The following is a 14921-nucleotide window of genomic DNA, read 5'->3' as shown; positions in this document are numbered from 1 at the left end:
CCATCCTTGCAATCCCCGCAAGCTTCGCCTTACATGAAGGCTTGCTGTTGCGGCCCGCCCCCACGCAACTCGCCTTGTCTTGCGCGCCGCCACGCCTGTCCAGATCCATTGCGGCACCCACCCGGCTGGAGGCACCATCATGCTCGGACTCACGCAGCTTGGCATCATCCATACCCTGATCAGTCTGGCGGGACTGGCCTGCGGCCTGGTGGCGCTCTCGAGCACCGGCATGGTGCGCCTGCATACCCGGCTCGGACTGGCCTATGTCATCGGCACCGTGCTGAGTTGCCTGACCGGGTTTGGCATCTTCCAGCACGGCGGATTCGGCAAGCCCCATGTGCTGGGCATCGTCACGCTGCTGGTGCTGGCGGTCGCGGTCTGCGCGGCACGCGGTGCATTCGGGCGCATGAGCCGCTACGTGGAGGTGGTGTCGCTGTCGCTGACGGTGTTCTTCCACTTCATCCCGGGCCTGACCGAGACCGGCACGCGCCTGCCGGTGGGCAATCCGGTCTTTGCCAATGCGGAAGCGCCGGAACTGAAGGGGATCGTCGGCGTGCTGTTCCTGGTATTCCTGGCGGGGGCGGTGCTGCAGGTGCGCTATCTGCGACGCCAGCCAGGAGCAGGCGCAGGTTCGTTCCCGGGCCGGATAGCGTGACTGCCGGGCGGCCTAGGGGCCGAGTGCCGCGTCTATCATGGCCACGGCCAGCCCGACCAGCAGCGCAAGCGCCGACGCGATGAACCATCGCACGGTCTTGCGGTATTCATCCACTGCATCGTCCTCGATGCGCAGCGCGCGGTAGAGCGCCACGATCTGCAGCGACACCGCGGCCAGTAGCGAGACCGCGGCGAACAGCGCGCGCAGGTTCCAGTGGCCGGGACTCTCGAAGCCCCAGAACCGCCAGAACGCCAGCGAGAAGCCGAGCAGCACCGTGATCGCGGTGATGATGCCCTGGCGGTAGCCGTTGGGCACCAGTTGCGGCGCGGGCTTGGGCGGAGCCGCTGGCTCGGGAGCAATCATCATGGGGCTCCGTGATCGTGTTGCGTGGCCACAGCCCTGCCGGCACGCCGCGGGCTCAGCTTCGGTTCTCCGGCAACTGCACCACGGCCAGCGTGGCATCGGCAGTACCGACGACCCTGCTGACATGCCCCTTGCCCGTGGTGTCTTCCAGCAATAGCGCACTGCCCGCCGACAGCGGCCGGCGCTCGCCATCGCTGGCTTCGAACTCCATCGCACCAGCCAGCACGAAAATCCACATGCGCAGCGGCGACGGGTGCAGTGCGCCCACCCAGCCGGCCGGCACCAGCAGGAAGCCCTGCCGCGCGGCTTCGTCCAGCGGCGACACCCAGAAGGCGCGCGCGGGCGGCGCGAACAGGCGCTCGGTGATGGCAACGGAAATGGGGCCGAAGTGGGATTCGCCGGCGGCATCCGCGTAAAGCCGTTCGAAGGCCAGCGGTGGACGGGCGGTTGTGACGGGTTCTGCAGCGACAGCCATGGCGCACCTCCCTGCGGCGCATTGCGCGCGGCATTGTTATGCAGCCAGTCTAGGTTGCCGGGCGCGGAGTGCAATGCCGGCCATGAGGCGCGCGCTGGCGCCCCCGCACCGTGCTTCAACCCTTGCTGAAGATGCTGTAGAAGTCCGGCGCGCCGCTGTCGGGCACGCTCAGGTCGAGCGAACCCTCGATGTGTTCCAGGTGTTCCGCCATCAACGCGCTGGCGCGCGCGGCGTCGCGCTGCTCGATGGCGTCGATCAGCTGGCGGTGCTCATGCTCGGCGCAGGCCGGTGCGCCGGGGCGGTCATACAGCGTGATGATCAGGCAGGTCAGTGACACCATCTCGCGGATCAGCTTTTCGAGGATGGCATTGCCGGCCATCTCCGCCAGCAGGATATGGAATTCCCCCGACAGGCGGATCATCGCGGCGCGGTCGCCGCGCGCGCGCGCGTTGTCTTCTTCCATGGCATGGCGGCGCAGGCTGCGGACTTTGGCCGGCGTGGCACGCTGGGCCAGTTCGGCCGCCAGCGCGGGCTCGACCACGCGGCGCGCCTGGAACACCTCGCGCGCCTCGTCCACCGTGGGGCTGGAGACAAAGGCGCCGCGATTGGGCACCAGCGTGACCAGCTTCTCATGCGCCAGGCGCGCGAAGACCTGGCGGATGCGGGCCCGGCTGGCGCCGGTCACTTCGCACAGCCGTTCCTCGACCAGCTTGGTGCCGGCCAGCAGGCGATGCTCCATGATCGCGGTCAGCAGGCTGAGGTAGATGGCCTCGGTGGCGGAAGCTTCGCTGGCGGCGGCCTCCGGGCCGGCGCTTTCCTCCGGTGCGGCATTGGCGGCGGCCTTGGGTGCCGTTTTCAGGGTTGCCTTGGACGCGGGTCGGCGCGGCGTTTTTGCTGCCGCGCCGGGCGCCGCCTTCTTCGATGTGGTTGCCATATCAGGGGACGGACATTTCAGCCTGTCGCCGGAACTGGCGACGAAAGACGGCTATATCGTACACAAATATGGCGACACGGACGGCATTTGTCAGGCCGGGGCAACTTCCTCGGGCATCGTGCCCACGGCTGCGGCATCGCCCGCGGCTTGGAACGGGTGCACCTGCGCCCAGTGGCGGGCGATATCGACACGGCGGCAGATCCACACCTTGTCGTGTCCCTGCACATAGTCGAGAAAGCGCTGCAGCGCGCGGAAGCGGCCCGGGCGGCCGAGCAGGCGGCAGTGCATGCCGATCGACAGCATCTTGGGGCTGTCCTGGCCGCTCGGGTCGCCTTCCTCATACAAGACGTCGAACGCATCCTTCAGGTACTGGAAGAACTGTTCGCCGGTATTGAAGCCCTGCGGCGTGGCAAAGCGCATGTCGTTGGAGTCGAGCGTGTACGGCACCACCAGGTGCGGCTTCTTCTCGCCGCCGGTGACTTCCACCTCGGTCCAGAAGGGCAGGTCGTCGCCGTAGTAGTCCGAGTCGTACAGGAGGCCGCCGTGCTCCACCACCAGGCGGCGCGTGTTGGGGCTGTCGCGGCCGGTGTACCAGCCCAGCGGCAGTTCGCCGGTCAGGTCCTTGATGATCTGCATGCCGATGCGCATGTGCTCGCGCTCGGTGGCTTCGTCGAAGCCCTGGTAGTGGATCCAGCGCCAGCCGTGGCAGGCGATCTCGTGGCCCAGTTCGACAAAAGCGCGGGTCAGTTCAGGATGGCGTTGCAGCGCCATCGACACGCCGAAGATGGTCAGCGGCAGGCCGCGCTTCTCGAACTCGCGCAGCAGGCGCCAGACGCCGGCGCGCGAGCCGTATTCGTAGATGCCCTCCATGCTCATGTGGCGGTCGGGGTAGGCCGCGGCGCCGACGATCTCGGAGAGGAACTGCTCGGAGGCGGCGTCGCCGTGCAGCACGCAGTTTTCGCCGCCTTCTTCGTAGTTGAGGACGAACTGCAGCGCAACGCGCGCACCGCCCGGCCAGCGGGCGTGCGGCGGCCGGGCGCCGTAACCGATGAGATCGCGTGGATAGCGGGACTGGAGCATGGTGGTGGAGTCGGAATTGGATCGGGAAGTCATACGGTTCAGTTCAACGCATAAGGGGCCAGCATGCCCGCATACGCCTTGGGCAGCGGCCGCGCCCAGTCGCCGCGCTTGCTGGTGCCCAGGCGCACCGAGACCAGCGCCTCGGCCATCTTGACCGCGCACACCACGCCGTCGATCACCGGTGCGCCGATGGCGTCGGCGATCTCGTCGCACAGGTCGGTCATGCCGGCGCACCCCAGCACGATGCATTCGCTGCGGTCTTCAACCAGCGCCTGGCGGCAGGCCTCGGTGATGATGCGGCGCGCGTCCGAGCCCGGGCGCTCCAGTTCCAGCACGGGCAGGTCGCAGGCGCGCACGTTGTTGCAGAAGCGCTTCATGCCGTAGCGCTCGGCCAGGTGCCAGGCGATATTGCAGGTGCGCGCCAGCGTGGTCACCACGCTGAAGCTGCTGCCGACCACGCTGGCCATATGCATGGCGGCCTCGGCGATGCCGATCACCGGCCCGCGTGCCACCTCGCGCGCGGCGTACAGGCCGGGGTCGCCGAAGCAGGCGATCACGTAGCCGTCCACGCCCTCCTGCTCGCCGGCCAGGATCTCGTCGAGGATGCCGGGCACGGACAGGGCTTCGTCATAGTGGCTTTCGATGGAAGCCGGTCCCATGCGCGGGCTGACCGCGCTGATGCGCGTTCCCGGTGCCGCCACGGCGACGGCGCACTGCCCGATCTTGTCGGTCATGCTCTGGGTGGTATTGGGGTTGATGATCTTCAGCTTCATAGACGCGGCTCTGCTAAGTGCGGTCGAAATCGTGCAGTCGAAAGAATGGTTCCGGGGCTCAGGCCTGGCTGGCGGCACGGCTGCCGAAGTGGCCGGGCATCATGCGCGGCGCCAGTTGCCGGTACAGCACCAGCGCAATGCCCATGCCGATAAACCAGCTGTAGTTGGCCGCGGACTGCCAGGCCGGCACCACCACGCACAGGATCGGGATGATGGCCGCCGGGATCATGGTGGCCACCGCCGCCGGGTTGAAGCCGTTGCGGTACCAGTAGCGGCCGCGCGGGTTCAGCGTGTACAGGTCGTCGACGTCGACATGCTGGCGCCGCACCAGGTAGTAGTCCGCAATCAGGATGCCGAACAGCGGGCCGATGAAGGCGCCCAGCACGTCCAGCGTGTAGTGGATCACCGCCGGGTTGTTGTACAGGTTCCACGGCGTGATGAAGATCGAAGCCACGGCCGCGATCATGCCGCCGGTGCGCCAGCTGATGTGCTTGGGCGAGACGTTGGAGAAGTCGAATGCCGGCGAAACGAAGTTGGCGACGATATTGATGCCGATGGTCGCGGTCATGAAGGTGAAAGCGCCCAGCAGCATGGCGAAGGTGCTGTCGATATGGCTGACGGTCTCCACCGGGTCGGTGATCAGCTTGCCGAACACCGGCAGCGTGGCCGAGGTCGTGATCACGGTCAGCAGCGAGAAGCCCAGGAAGTTGACCGGCAGGCCCCAGAAGTTGCCGCGCTTGACCGACTTGAAGTCCTTGGCATAGCGCGAGAAGTCGCCGAAGTTCAGCATCGGGCCGGAGAAATACGACACCACCAGCGCGATCGCGCTCAGCATCACCGGCACCGCTTCCCAGCCGGTGTACTTGACGAAGCTCAGCGTGAAATTGACGTTCTCCCAGCCGGCCTTGTTCACCAGCCAGATCGCCAGCGCGATCATAACCACGTACACCGCCGGGCCGGCCCAGTCGATGAACTTGCGGATGGTCTCCATGCCGGTCCAGAACACCAGCGCCTGCAACACCCACAGCACCATGAATGCGGCCCAGCCCAGCGTGGAGAGTCCGGCAAAGCCGTGCAGCTTCACGTCGGCATAGGGCGCCAGCGCGGGGAAAAAGTGCAGCGCCAGCACCAGGAAGGCGCTGGAAGCCAGGTAGGTCTGGATGCCGTACCACGCCACTGCGATGAGCCCGCGGATCACCGCCGGGATATTGGCGCCGAGCACGCCGAACGAGGCCCGGCAGATCACCGGATAAGGCGTGCCGGTCACCTGGCTGGGCTTGGCCACCAGGTTGCAGAAGTACTGCACGATCAGGATGCCGACCAGCAGCGACACCAGCACCTGCCAGCTGGTCAGCCCCAGCGCGAACAGACTGCCGGCGGTGATATAGCCGCCCACGCTGTGCACGTCCGACATCCAGAAGGCAAAGATGTTGTAGGTGCCCCAGGTCTGCTTGCGCAGCGGCGCCAGGTCCTCATTGGTCAGGCGTTCGTCATACCCCGGCTTGATCAGGGCGTTGCCGTGTGCGGCATGCCCGGCCTGCACCTGCGGTGCGTCGGCGGGGGTTGCGGTGGCTTGCATCATCTGAGTCTCCTGGCAGATGTGTGTCTTGACGATAGGCGACATGCGGCCGTTGGGCTCTTTGGTGTGCGCCGGTGGAAAACTGCTTTTTATTGACTACAAAATTGTCTACAAAATTGATTGAGTGTGTAGACGATGTTGTAGATCACGGATTCGTGATTGTCAACATTCGCTTTCCCTGAAGTCTTCTCGCCCAATCCGGAATGTCCTCAGGGGTTTACCCCCGGCTTGATTCGTGCGAATCCTGAATATAGGATGTCCAACATCCCATCTGTAGATGGCCTGGCAAAGAGACAAAATTGGAGACAACTGTGGGGCATGGTCCGCTTTCCCGATTCACCGTACTCGACCTCACGCGCGTGCGCTCCGGTCCGGCCGCCGTGCGCCAGTTCGCCGACTGGGGGGCGACCGTCATCAAGATCGAAGAGCCGGGCCAGGCGCCCGATGACAAGCCGGGCGGTTCGGCGCAGTTTGCCGACTACCAGAACACCCATCGCAACAAGCAGAGCATTACGCTCAACCTCAAGCATCCGGAGGGGCGCGCGCTGTTCCTGGAGCTGGTGCGCAAGGCCGATGTGGTGGTGGAGAACTACCGGCCCAACGTGAAGTTCAAGCTGGGCATCGACTATGAGTCGCTGCGCAAGGTCAATCCGCGCATCGTCTATGGCAGCGTATCGGGGTTCGGGCAGGATGGTCCGTACCACGAGCGCCCGGGTCTGGACCAGATCGCGCAAGGGATCTCCGGCATGATGTCGGTCACGGGCGAACCCGGGCGCGGACCGATGCGCGCGGGGATTCCCGTTGCGGACCTGACCGCCGGTCTGTTCTGCGCGATCGGCCTGATGGTGGCGCTGCTGGAACGCGAAGTGTCCGGCCAGGGCCAGTGGGTGCAGACCTCCCTGCTGCAATCGCAGCTGTGGATGATGGACTTCCAGGCCATGCGCTGGCTGATGAATGGCGAGGTGCCGGGCCAGAGCGGCAACGATCATCCCACCAGCAGCCCGACCGGCGTGTTCCCGACGCAGGATGGCTACATGAATATTGCCGCCATGGGCAACGACATCTTCGCGCGGCTGTGCAAGGTGCTTGAGGTGCCTGAACTCATCGCGGACGAGCGCTTCCTGACGGTGCCGTTGCGTGCCCGCAATCGGCCGGCGCTGAACGCCGCGATCGCCGGGCGCACGCGCACCCGCACCACCGAGGAATGGATCGCCCGCATGAATCGCGAAGGGGTGCCGTGCGGCCCCATCCTCAGCATGAACGAGGCCTTCGCCGATCCGCAGGTCGAACATCTGCGCATGAGCCAGCCCATCGAGCACCCCAGGCTGGGCACGATCTCCGTCGTCGGCCAGCCGGTGATCCTGAGCCGGACCTCGCTGGGCGAACTGGCGCCGGCACCGGAGAGCGGTGAGCACAACCACGACGTGTACCGCTCGCTGCTCGGCCTGGATTCCGCGCGGATCGAAGCGCTTGCAGCGCAGGGGGTCATCTGATTGGGCGCTACCATATCCGCCATGATTGCCCCGCTTCCGGGGCCACGGACATGACGGAGATTCTGATGAAGGCCCAACTTGGCATGGAGATTCGCGGATTCACGAGCCTGCGCCGGCCGGACAACCTGCCCGACGAGATCGCGCACCAGATCCGCCAGCGCATCCTGGACGGCACCCTGGCCCACGGGCAGCAGCTGCCCACGGAGAACGAGCTGGCCACCGCGTTCGACGTGAGCCGCAATGTCGTGCGCGAGGCCATCGCGCGCCTGAAGCTGGCCGGCTACGTTGAAACCCGGCGCGGCACCGGCACGTTCGTGGCGCAGGGCATCGGGCAGCGCAACTTCGAGATCGTCACCGACGAGCTGCTGCATGAGGATGCGCTCGAGCATGTCTTCCAGCTGCGCGTCGAGATCGAATCGGGCGCGGCCGCGCTGGCGGCGCGGTTCCGCACGCCCGCGCAGCTGGAGGCGCTGCGACTGGCGCTGGCGAAGGTCGATGAAGCGGGCGCAGACTGGGAAAAGGGCGCGGACACCGCACTCGATTTTCACCTCGCTGTGGGCAATGCGACCAACAACCCGTACTTCATCCGCTTGATGGCCCATCTGAGCCATGTGCTCCACGACTCCGTGCGCACGCTGCGCTCCACCTCGACCGGGACCACGCGCATCGCGGAAGTCGAGCAGGAGCACCACGCGATCTTCGACGCCATTGCCGCGGGGAACGCCGACCAGGCGCGCGCCGCCATGCGCTACCACTTGACCAACGGTATTGAAAGACATAAGGCCCGAGCGCCTGGAAAGACAACATGACCACGACACGCATACTGCAAGGCGAGATTACCGATACCCTGCTGGTGGAAAAACGCGGCCGCACCGGCTGGATTACCTTCAACGACCCTGGCCGCCACAACGCCGTCTCGTTCGACATGTGGGCGGCACTGCCCCAGGCGCTCGCAGCGTTCGAGCAGGACGACGAAGTGCGCTCGGTAGTGCTGACTGGCGCCGGAGAGCGCGCCTTCGTGAGCGGGGCGAACATCGCGCAGTTCGACAACCTGCGCTCCGGCGAAGAGGCCGTCGCGGCCTATGAGCAAGTGGCAGAGGCCGCCCAGCTGGCTCTCTACGACCACGCCAAGCCGACCCTCGCCAGGATCAAGGGCTATTGCATCGGCGGCGGCCTGAATATCGCGCTGTGCTGTGACATCCGGATCGCGTCGTCCGACAGCACCTTTGCCATTCCGGCCGGCAAGCTCGGCCTGGGCTACCGGCTCACCGCAATCCGGAATCTGGTCAGCACGGTCGGCGCCGCCAATGCGCTCGAAATCTTCCTGACCGCCAACCGCTATGCGGCGGCGGACGCCAAGGCCCTTGGCCTGGTCCACCACGTGACCGATGCGGCCGACCTCGACACGACGCTGCAGACACGCCTGGACCAGATTGCCGCCAATGCGCCCCTCACGCTGCGCGCCGGCAAACGCATGATTCGTCAATTGCAGCAGCTGGGCCCGCAGGTCGATATCGCGGGCATGCAGCAGCTCGTCATGCAGTGCTTCGCCAGCGACGATTACCGCGAGGGCAAGCGCGCCTTCGCCGAAAAGCGCAGCCCCGTCTTCAAGGGCCAATAAGCGTTACATCCCGGCGATCCGGGAATATCGGCAATACCGCCACGCATGACGTGGGGACACATACAAAAGAGAGGAGATATGGCATGAACACGAAGCAGAGGCTTGTCCTCGCGATGGCCGTGGCCGGCCTGGGCCTGGCAGGGCACGCGGCGGCCCAATATCCGCAACAGCCCATCCGTATCGTGGTGGGCTATGCGGCCGGGGGCACCACCGACATCCTGGCGCGGGCGCTGGCCGAACAACTGGCCAGCGAGCTGAAGCAGTCGGTGATCATCGAGAACAAGCCCGGCGCGGCCGGCAACTCGGCCGCCGCCTATGTGCAGCAGTCGGCGCCGGATGGCTATACGCTGTTCATGGCAACCGTGTCGAGCCACGGCATCAACCCAGCCTTGTACAAGAAAACGCTGGGCTACGAGCCGGTCAGCGGCTTTGCGCCCGTCAGCATGGTCGCCTCGATCCCGCTCGTGCTGATCACGACCCCGAACCTGCCCGCCAGGAACGTGCCTGACCTGGTGACGCTGGCCCGGAAGAAGTCGGGAGAGCTGAACTACGCATCCAGCGGCAACGGTTCGCCGGTCCACCTGGCCGGTGCGATGTTTGCCCAGAGCGCCAATGCCAAGCTGGTGCATGTGCCGTATCGGGGCGGAGCGCTTGCCAATACTTCGGTGATCGCCGGCGAGACGCAACTGAGCTTCGCCACGCTGCCTGGCGCCCTGCCGCAGGTGAAGGCCGGCAGGCTGCGCGCCATCGCCGTGACCACCAGGGAGCGGTCGCCGCAGCTGCCGGATGTTCCCGCCATGCGTGAAGTGCCGGGCTTCGGCAGCTTCGAGATCAATACCTGGAATGCATTGCTGGCACCGAAAAATACGCCCCAGCCGGTGATCGATGCGCTGAACCGGGCCGTCGCCAGGTCACTGGCATCGCCGAAGCTTATTCAGCGCTTCAACGGGGAGGGGGCGACGCCGGCCAGCAGCACCCCGGCCGAGCTCAGCCGCTTCGTCAACGCCGAGCTGGCCAAATGGGCTGGCGTCGTGAAAGACCTGGACGTCAAGGTCGACTGAAGGCAGGCGTCCGCAGAAGCGGGGCTTCTGCGGGCGGCCTTGCAGTCCGGCCAATCTCAATACGCAATCTTCGCCGTCAGGCTCACGCTGCGCGGATCCGCGGGCTGGATGTAGTTCTCGTACTGGAAGCCCCAGTAGCGCTTGTTGGTCACGTTATTCAGCGCGGCGCGCAGCGTCAGGTCCTTGCCGGCGACGCGGGTGTTGTAGCTCGCGCCGAGATTGAACACCGTGTAGCCGCCGGCCTCCAGCGTATTGCCCGCGTTCAGCTTGGTATTGCCGGTGTACTTGCCATCGACGCCAAGGCGCAGGCCGGGCACGAACGGCACGCGGTAGCTGATGCGTCCGGCCAGCACCAGGTCAGGCGCACCGGCGACGCGCTTGCCGTTGTTCGCCAGGCCCTTGTCGTAGTACGAGTCCAGGTACATCGCGCTCGCGCCGAATTCCCACTGCGGGCCCAGCCGGTACACGCCGGCCAGCTCCAGCCCCTGGTAGATCGAGGTGCCGTCCTGCTGGCGCGTCGGCACGCCGCCGTTGATGCTGTCGTACTCGGCGCCGCGCTCGATGCGGAAGGCGGCGGCGGTGGCGCTCCAGGCGGCCTGGTCGGCCTTGACGCCGACTTCATACTGCTTGCTGCGGATCGGGCTGAGCAGCTGGCGAGCGTTGGTGTAGCCATCCGGCACGATCGAGCCGGGCTCCAGCGCTTCCACGTAGCTGGCGTAGACCGTGGCCGTGGGCACGGGCTTGAACATCAGCGCCAGCGTGGGCGTGACCACGCCGTTCTTGCTGTAGCTGGAGCTCACCGGCACGTAGCCGTTCTGCTCGAAGTTGGTCACGCGCAGGCCGGCCAGCACCGACCAGCGCTCGCTCAGCTGGACGGTGTCGCTGGCGAACACCGACTTCTGCGTGATGTCGCTGTTGCGCACCTTGTTGAAGGCGGTCGAGCTGAAGTACGTGTTGGTGTTGGGCTCGAAGATATTGCCGGCGCCGATGACGGCGCCGAAGCCGTTGTTGTCATAGCGGTCGATCTGCTTCTGCCACGACAGGCCCGCCACCAGCTGGTGCCCGAACGGCCCGGTGCGGAACTTGCCTTCCAGCATCGCCTGCCATTGGCCCACCTGCTGGTTCTGCGCGGTGTCGTAGCGCTGGTCGCTGTAGTCGCCGGCCTGGTTCAGCAGGTTGTAGGTGCTTTCGTTGCGGCTGCGGTTGACCTTGGTGAAGCTGTAGTTGGTGCTCACCGCCCAGTCCGGATTGATCTGGTAGCGCAGGCCGGTGCTGTACAGCTGCAGGTTGGTGTTCAGGTGCTGGTCGGCACCGGCGAAGTTGCGGATGCGGCCGGACACCGCGGCCGGCAGGGCCGTGTCGCCGTAGCTCCACAGACTGAACGACGGCATCTGGCCAGCGGCGCGACGGTCCTGGTAGATCGAGTCGAAGGTCCAGGTCAGGTCCCTGGTCAGGCGCGCATCCAGGCCCAGCGAGACGCTGTCGCGGTTGATATTGCGCGCGTTGTAGGGCGTGCCTTCCTCGTGCGTCACGTTCAGGCGGTAGCCGAACATATTGTTCGGGCCGGCGCGCCCGCCCAGGTCGACGTGCTCGCTCCAGACATTGGCGGCGCGGTAGCCCAGTTCGAACGAGGCGGAGAAGGTGTCGGTCGGCTTCTTGGTGACGTAGTTGACGATGCCGCCCGGGGTGGCGAAGCCGTACATGAAGCCCGGCAGCCCCTTGAGCAGTTCCACTTGCTCCATGTGCTCGTAGGGCAGCGTGATGCCGTAGGCCACGAACGGCAGCCCGTTGATCTTGAAGCCGTTCTGCCAGTCGATCTGCAGGCCGCGCACGCTCAGGTAGCTGGACCAGCTGTTGTAGCCGTTGCCGTTGTCGCTGACCGACGCATCCATCGCAAACACATCGCCCAGCTTGGCCACCTGGCGCTCAGCAAGGTCTTCGCCGGTGACGATGGTGGTGGAGTACGGGGTGTCGAGCTGCGTGCGCGAGCCCAGCGCGCCGGTGCTGGCCTTTTTCTCAAGCTGCAGGCCGGAATCGTCGACCGCCGAGGCGCTGACGGTCACCGCGGGCAGCGACTGCGCATCCGCCGGCGCCGCGGCTTGCTGTGCCAGCGCGGCGGTTGCCGGAAAGCCGACCACGACAGCCAGTTGTGCCAGCACGGCGAGATGGCGGGGCATGGGTGCGCGCAGGCGCGCGGCGCGAATGACTTGACGATTCATGAGGGGACCCGCAGGGGCAGGAGACAGGCAAACCTGTATGTAAATGTAGATACAAATGCGAATAATTCGCATTTATGAAAAGGCCGAATGATGCTAGCGTTGGGATAGGGCGTCAAGACGCCACATGAGCCTTGTGGTTGAAAACAACGGGGCGGCATCAAACTGGGCGACGTAGCTCATATGAGCTACAACGTGAATACAATTGGCGTGGATAAATCTCAAACTGGTCGAGATGTCCACTTATCCGTTCTCCACTTCGCTATTGTTCGCAGGAGCCTGTCATGTCCGCTTCGACCTTTGTCCGAGCCCGTATCGACGTTGAAATCAAGGAAGAGGCCGCGATCGTTCTGGAAGCGATGGGACTGACGGTTTCAGACGCCGTGCGCATGCTTTTGACGCGCGTGGCACGTGAAAAGGCATTGCCTGTGGAACTGATGACTCCCAATCCAGCAACCATTGCGTCGCTAAAAGAGGCGCGGGCCGGTGGCCTCCGCAAGTTCGGGTCGGTGAGCGACCTGATGGCGGATCTCAATGATGAGGACGATTGAACGGACGACCCAATTCAAGCGCGATTACAAGCGCGAACTCAAAGGGCCGTTCAAGGCGCTGCTGCAAAGCCCGGCTGGTGACTGGTTTGCAATCCTGACTGCCTTGGCGAGTGACATGTCGCTGCCGGACAAATTTCGCGACCATGCGCTTGGCGGCCAGTGGAAGGACGGACTTCCGGGATTGCCATGTTCGGCCAGACCTTTTGCTGATCTATCGGAAGCCAGACCCTTGGACACTGCAACTTGTCCGGCTTGGGTCGCATAGCGAGCTGGCCATGTAACGCGCAGTCCAGACCGCCAGCAAATGAAAAGCGCGCGGCACGATCAGTGCCGCGCGCTTTTTTTCAAGGACAGCAAGCCGCCGCGAATGGCGGCATGCCGTGGATGGCGACTTAACGCTTGCCGTCCTTCGCGTACACCCGCTCACCCGCCACCCAGGTCTCCAGCACCTGGGTCTTCCAGATGTCTGCCGGCTTGGCCTTGAACAGGTCCTGGTCGACCAGGATGAAGTCGGCCCACTTGCCGGCTTCGAGCGAGCCCAGCGTCTTCTCCTGGTGCTCGGCATAGGCCGCGTCCAGGGTGAAGGCGCGGAATGCCTGCGGCAGGGTCATGGCCTCTTCCGGATGCCAGCCGCGGATCGGGCGGCCTTCATGGTCAGTGCGGGTGACCGCGGCGTGCAGGCCGTAGAACGGGTTGGCCGATTCCACCGGGAAGTCCGAGCCGCCCGCGATCACGGTGCCTTGCTTGAGCAGCGTCTGCCAGGCATAGGCGCCCTTGATGCGATCCTTGCCGACACGGTCTTCGGCCATGTTCATGTCGCTGGTGGCGTGCGTGGGCTGCATCGAGGCGATCAGGTCCAGCGTCTTGAAGCGCGGGATGTCCGACAGCGCGATCACCTGCGCGTGCTCGACGCGGTTACGCAACTGGCGCCCGCCCACGTCCTTGTAGGCCGTTTCCATGGCATCCAGCACCTGGTGGTTGGTGGCATCGCCGATGGCGTGGATGTTGACCTGGTAGCCGGCCTTGATCGCGGTCTTGATCGCGGTCTGCATGGCGGCATCGCTCATGAAGAGCAGGCCGCTGTGCACGTGGTCGTCCGAGTACGGTGCCATCAGCGCGGCGCCGCGGCTGCCCAGTGCGCCGTCGCCATACAGCTTGACCGCGCGCAGGTAGTAGCGGTCGTTGCCATAGCCCACCAGCGGCCCCTTGGCCGACAGCGCCTTGAAGTCGTCGCCGGTGTCGCGGATCATGCCGTAGATGCGCGTGGTCAGCTTGCCCTGGTCGGCGAACTCGCGGTAAATCTTGTCTTCGGCAACGGTCACCCCGGCGTCGCCCGCTGCGGTCAGGCCGAGCGCGTTCATGTGCGCCAGCGAGGCGGCCAGCGCGGCGCGGCGGTCATCGTCGCTGTACGGCGGGATCACGCTGTTGACCAGCGCCATGGCCTTGTCGACCAGCACGCCGGTGGGGTTGCCGTTGGCATCGCGCTCGATGCGTCCGCCGGCCGGGTCCTTGGTGTCGCGCGTGATGCCGGCGGCCTGCAGCGCCTTGGTGTTGAGCCACGCGGCGTGGCCGTCCACGCGCACCAGCCGCACCGGGCGGTCCGACACCGCCGCGTCCAGCTCGGCCGCGGTCGGGAAGCGGCCCAGCTTCCAGTTCACCTGGTTCCAGCCATAGCCCAGCAGCCACTTGCGCTGCGGGTTCTTGTCGCCATAGGCGCGGATCATGCCTTGCGCCTCGGCCAGCGTCCTGGTGCCGGACAGCGAGATCTCGGTGGTCTTGAAGCCCAGGCGGAACACGTGGCCGTGGGCGTCGATCAGGCCCGGCAGCAGGGTCTTGCCCTGGCCGTCGATGCGTTTGGCATCGGGGTACTGCGCGCGCAGTGCGGCGGCGTCGCCGGTGGCCAGCACCTTGCCCTGGTCGAACACCAGGCCGGTGAAGCTGGTGATCTTGTCCTGCTTCAGGGTGTAGCCCTGCACCGATTCCACCAGCGTCGGCGCGGCGTGCGCGGACAGGCTCAGTGCCATGCCGGCGCCAAGCGCCAGCATGCTCATGCGGATTGCTCTCTTCAAAGCGATGCTCCTTGTTGTTGTTGTGCTTGTGCTTTCTTGCTCTTGTGTACT

14 protein-coding genes and 1 pseudogene are annotated in these 14921 nt (G+C 65.5%); 7 read left to right on the top strand and 8 right to left on the bottom strand.

Annotated features, from left to right (window positions below):
* The first annotated feature begins 139 nt into the window (after positions 1 to 139).
* Positions 140 to 655, top strand: a complete 516-nt coding sequence (locus tag C265_RS20000) for a hypothetical protein (protein WP_010810763.1) — start codon at positions 140 to 142, stop codon at positions 653 to 655.
* A gap of 12 nt (positions 656 to 667) precedes the next feature.
* On the opposite strand, the gene C265_RS19995 is transcribed toward C265_RS20000, so the two are convergent.
* From C265_RS19995 to C265_RS19970, 6 genes are all read right to left on the bottom strand, one after another.
* Complete coding sequence (locus C265_RS19995) at positions 668 to 1018, bottom strand: hypothetical protein (RefSeq protein ID WP_037024831.1); 351 nt, start codon at positions 1016 to 1018, stop codon at positions 668 to 670.
* A 55-nt stretch (positions 1019 to 1073) separates the two neighbouring features.
* On the bottom strand, positions 1074 to 1493 hold the full coding sequence (locus C265_RS19990; protein WP_010810761.1) for a cupin: 420 nt from the start codon (positions 1491 to 1493) through the stop codon (positions 1074 to 1076).
* A gap of 115 nt (positions 1494 to 1608) precedes the next feature.
* Positions 1609 to 2427: a GntR family transcriptional regulator gene (locus tag C265_RS19985; protein WP_010810760.1), complete on the bottom strand. Its 819-nt coding sequence runs from the start codon at positions 2425 to 2427 to the stop codon at positions 1609 to 1611.
* 90 nt (positions 2428 to 2517) lie between these two features.
* Entirely contained in the window at positions 2518 to 3507 is a 990-nt protein-coding gene (puuE, locus tag C265_RS19980) for an allantoinase PuuE (protein ID WP_052181658.1), read from the bottom strand.
* A gap of 38 nt (positions 3508 to 3545) precedes the next feature.
* Positions 3546 to 4280, bottom strand: a complete 735-nt coding sequence (locus C265_RS19975) for an aspartate/glutamate racemase family protein (protein ID WP_010810757.1) — start codon at positions 4278 to 4280, stop codon at positions 3546 to 3548.
* A 58-nt stretch (positions 4281 to 4338) separates the two neighbouring features.
* Positions 4339 to 5862 (bottom strand): NCS1 family nucleobase:cation symporter-1, encoded by a 1524-nt coding sequence (locus C265_RS19970; protein WP_010810756.1) that lies wholly within the window; start codon positions 5860 to 5862, stop codon positions 4339 to 4341.
* A 308-nt stretch (positions 5863 to 6170) separates the two neighbouring features.
* Between C265_RS19970 and C265_RS19965 the strand changes: the two genes are divergently transcribed.
* From C265_RS19965 to C265_RS19950, 4 genes are all read left to right on the top strand, one after another.
* Positions 6171 to 7352, top strand: a complete 1182-nt coding sequence (locus C265_RS19965; RefSeq protein ID WP_010810755.1) for a CaiB/BaiF CoA-transferase family protein — start codon at positions 6171 to 6173, stop codon at positions 7350 to 7352.
* A 65-nt stretch (positions 7353 to 7417) separates the two neighbouring features.
* The gene (locus tag C265_RS19960; protein ID WP_010810754.1) at positions 7418 to 8161 is read left to right on the top strand and encodes a FadR/GntR family transcriptional regulator; all 744 of its coding nucleotides are present in this window, start codon (positions 7418 to 7420) and stop codon (positions 8159 to 8161) included.
* Entirely contained in the window at positions 8158 to 8973 is an 816-nt protein-coding gene (locus C265_RS19955; RefSeq protein ID WP_010810753.1) for an enoyl-CoA hydratase, read from the top strand. The genes C265_RS19960 and C265_RS19955 overlap by 4 nt, the downstream gene beginning before the upstream one ends.
* Positions 8974 to 9056: 83 nt before the next feature.
* Complete coding sequence (locus C265_RS19950) at positions 9057 to 10034, top strand: tripartite tricarboxylate transporter substrate binding protein (protein WP_010810752.1); 978 nt, start codon at positions 9057 to 9059, stop codon at positions 10032 to 10034.
* 56 nt (positions 10035 to 10090) lie between these two features.
* Here C265_RS19950 and C265_RS19945 read toward each other — a convergent pair whose 3' ends face one another.
* Complete coding sequence (locus tag C265_RS19945) at positions 10091 to 12253, bottom strand: TonB-dependent siderophore receptor (RefSeq protein WP_037024738.1); 2163 nt, start codon at positions 12251 to 12253, stop codon at positions 10091 to 10093.
* Between the two features lie 281 nt (positions 12254 to 12534).
* On the opposite strand from C265_RS19945, the gene C265_RS19940 reads away from it, so the two are divergent.
* Positions 12535 to 12801: a type II toxin-antitoxin system RelB/DinJ family antitoxin gene (locus C265_RS19940; protein ID WP_010810750.1), complete on the top strand. Its 267-nt coding sequence runs from the start codon at positions 12535 to 12537 to the stop codon at positions 12799 to 12801.
* A pseudogene (locus C265_RS31670) lies at positions 12788 to 13082 on the top strand (type II toxin-antitoxin system YafQ family toxin). The gene C265_RS19940 and the pseudogene C265_RS31670 overlap by 14 nt, the downstream one beginning before the upstream one ends.
* A 111-nt stretch (positions 13083 to 13193) precedes the next feature.
* On the opposite strand, the gene C265_RS19935 reads toward C265_RS31670, so the two are convergent.
* Positions 13194 to 14870, bottom strand: coding sequence for an amidohydrolase (locus C265_RS19935; RefSeq protein WP_037024735.1), 1677 nt, complete (start codon positions 14868 to 14870; stop codon positions 13194 to 13196).
* Positions 14871 to 14921: the final 51 nt, after the last annotated feature.

Origin of the sequence: Cupriavidus sp. GA3-3, from assembly GCF_000389805.1 — a bacterium.
Taxonomy (GTDB): Bacteria; Pseudomonadota; Gammaproteobacteria; order Burkholderiales; family Burkholderiaceae; genus Cupriavidus; species Cupriavidus necator_D.
This window is presented reverse-complemented; position numbering and strand designations above follow the sequence as displayed.

What these genes read in the sequence shown, in the direction of transcription:
- C265_RS19995 (WP_037024831.1), bottom strand. Translation starts at nt 1,018, where the DNA reads ATGATTGCTCCCGAGCCAGCGGCTCCGCCCAAGCCCGCGCCGCAACTG.
- C265_RS19940 (WP_010810750.1), top strand. Translation starts at nt 12,535, where the DNA reads ATGTCCGCTTCGACCTTTGTCCGAGCCCGTATCGACGTTGAAATCAAG.
- C265_RS19985 (WP_010810760.1), bottom strand. Translation starts at nt 2,427, where the DNA reads ATGGCAACCACATCGAAGAAGGCGGCGCCCGGCGCGGCAGCAAAAACG.
- C265_RS19960 (WP_010810754.1), top strand. Translation starts at nt 7,418, where the DNA reads ATGAAGGCCCAACTTGGCATGGAGATTCGCGGATTCACGAGCCTGCGC.
- C265_RS19970 (WP_010810756.1), bottom strand. Translation starts at nt 5,862, where the DNA reads ATGATGCAAGCCACCGCAACCCCCGCCGACGCACCGCAGGTGCAGGCC.
- C265_RS19990 (WP_010810761.1), bottom strand. Translation starts at nt 1,493, where the DNA reads ATGGCTGTCGCTGCAGAACCCGTCACAACCGCCCGTCCACCGCTGGCC.
- C265_RS19950 (WP_010810752.1), top strand. Translation starts at nt 9,057, where the DNA reads ATGAACACGAAGCAGAGGCTTGTCCTCGCGATGGCCGTGGCCGGCCTG.
- C265_RS19945 (WP_037024738.1), bottom strand. Translation starts at nt 12,253, where the DNA reads ATGAATCGTCAAGTCATTCGCGCCGCGCGCCTGCGCGCACCCATGCCC.
- C265_RS19975 (WP_010810757.1), bottom strand. Translation starts at nt 4,280, where the DNA reads ATGAAGCTGAAGATCATCAACCCCAATACCACCCAGAGCATGACCGAC.
- C265_RS19955 (WP_010810753.1), top strand. Translation starts at nt 8,158, where the DNA reads ATGACCACGACACGCATACTGCAAGGCGAGATTACCGATACCCTGCTG.
- puuE (WP_052181658.1), bottom strand. Translation starts at nt 3,507, where the DNA reads ATGCTCCAGTCCCGCTATCCACGCGATCTCATCGGTTACGGCGCCCGG.
- C265_RS20000 (WP_010810763.1), top strand. Translation starts at nt 140, where the DNA reads ATGCTCGGACTCACGCAGCTTGGCATCATCCATACCCTGATCAGTCTG.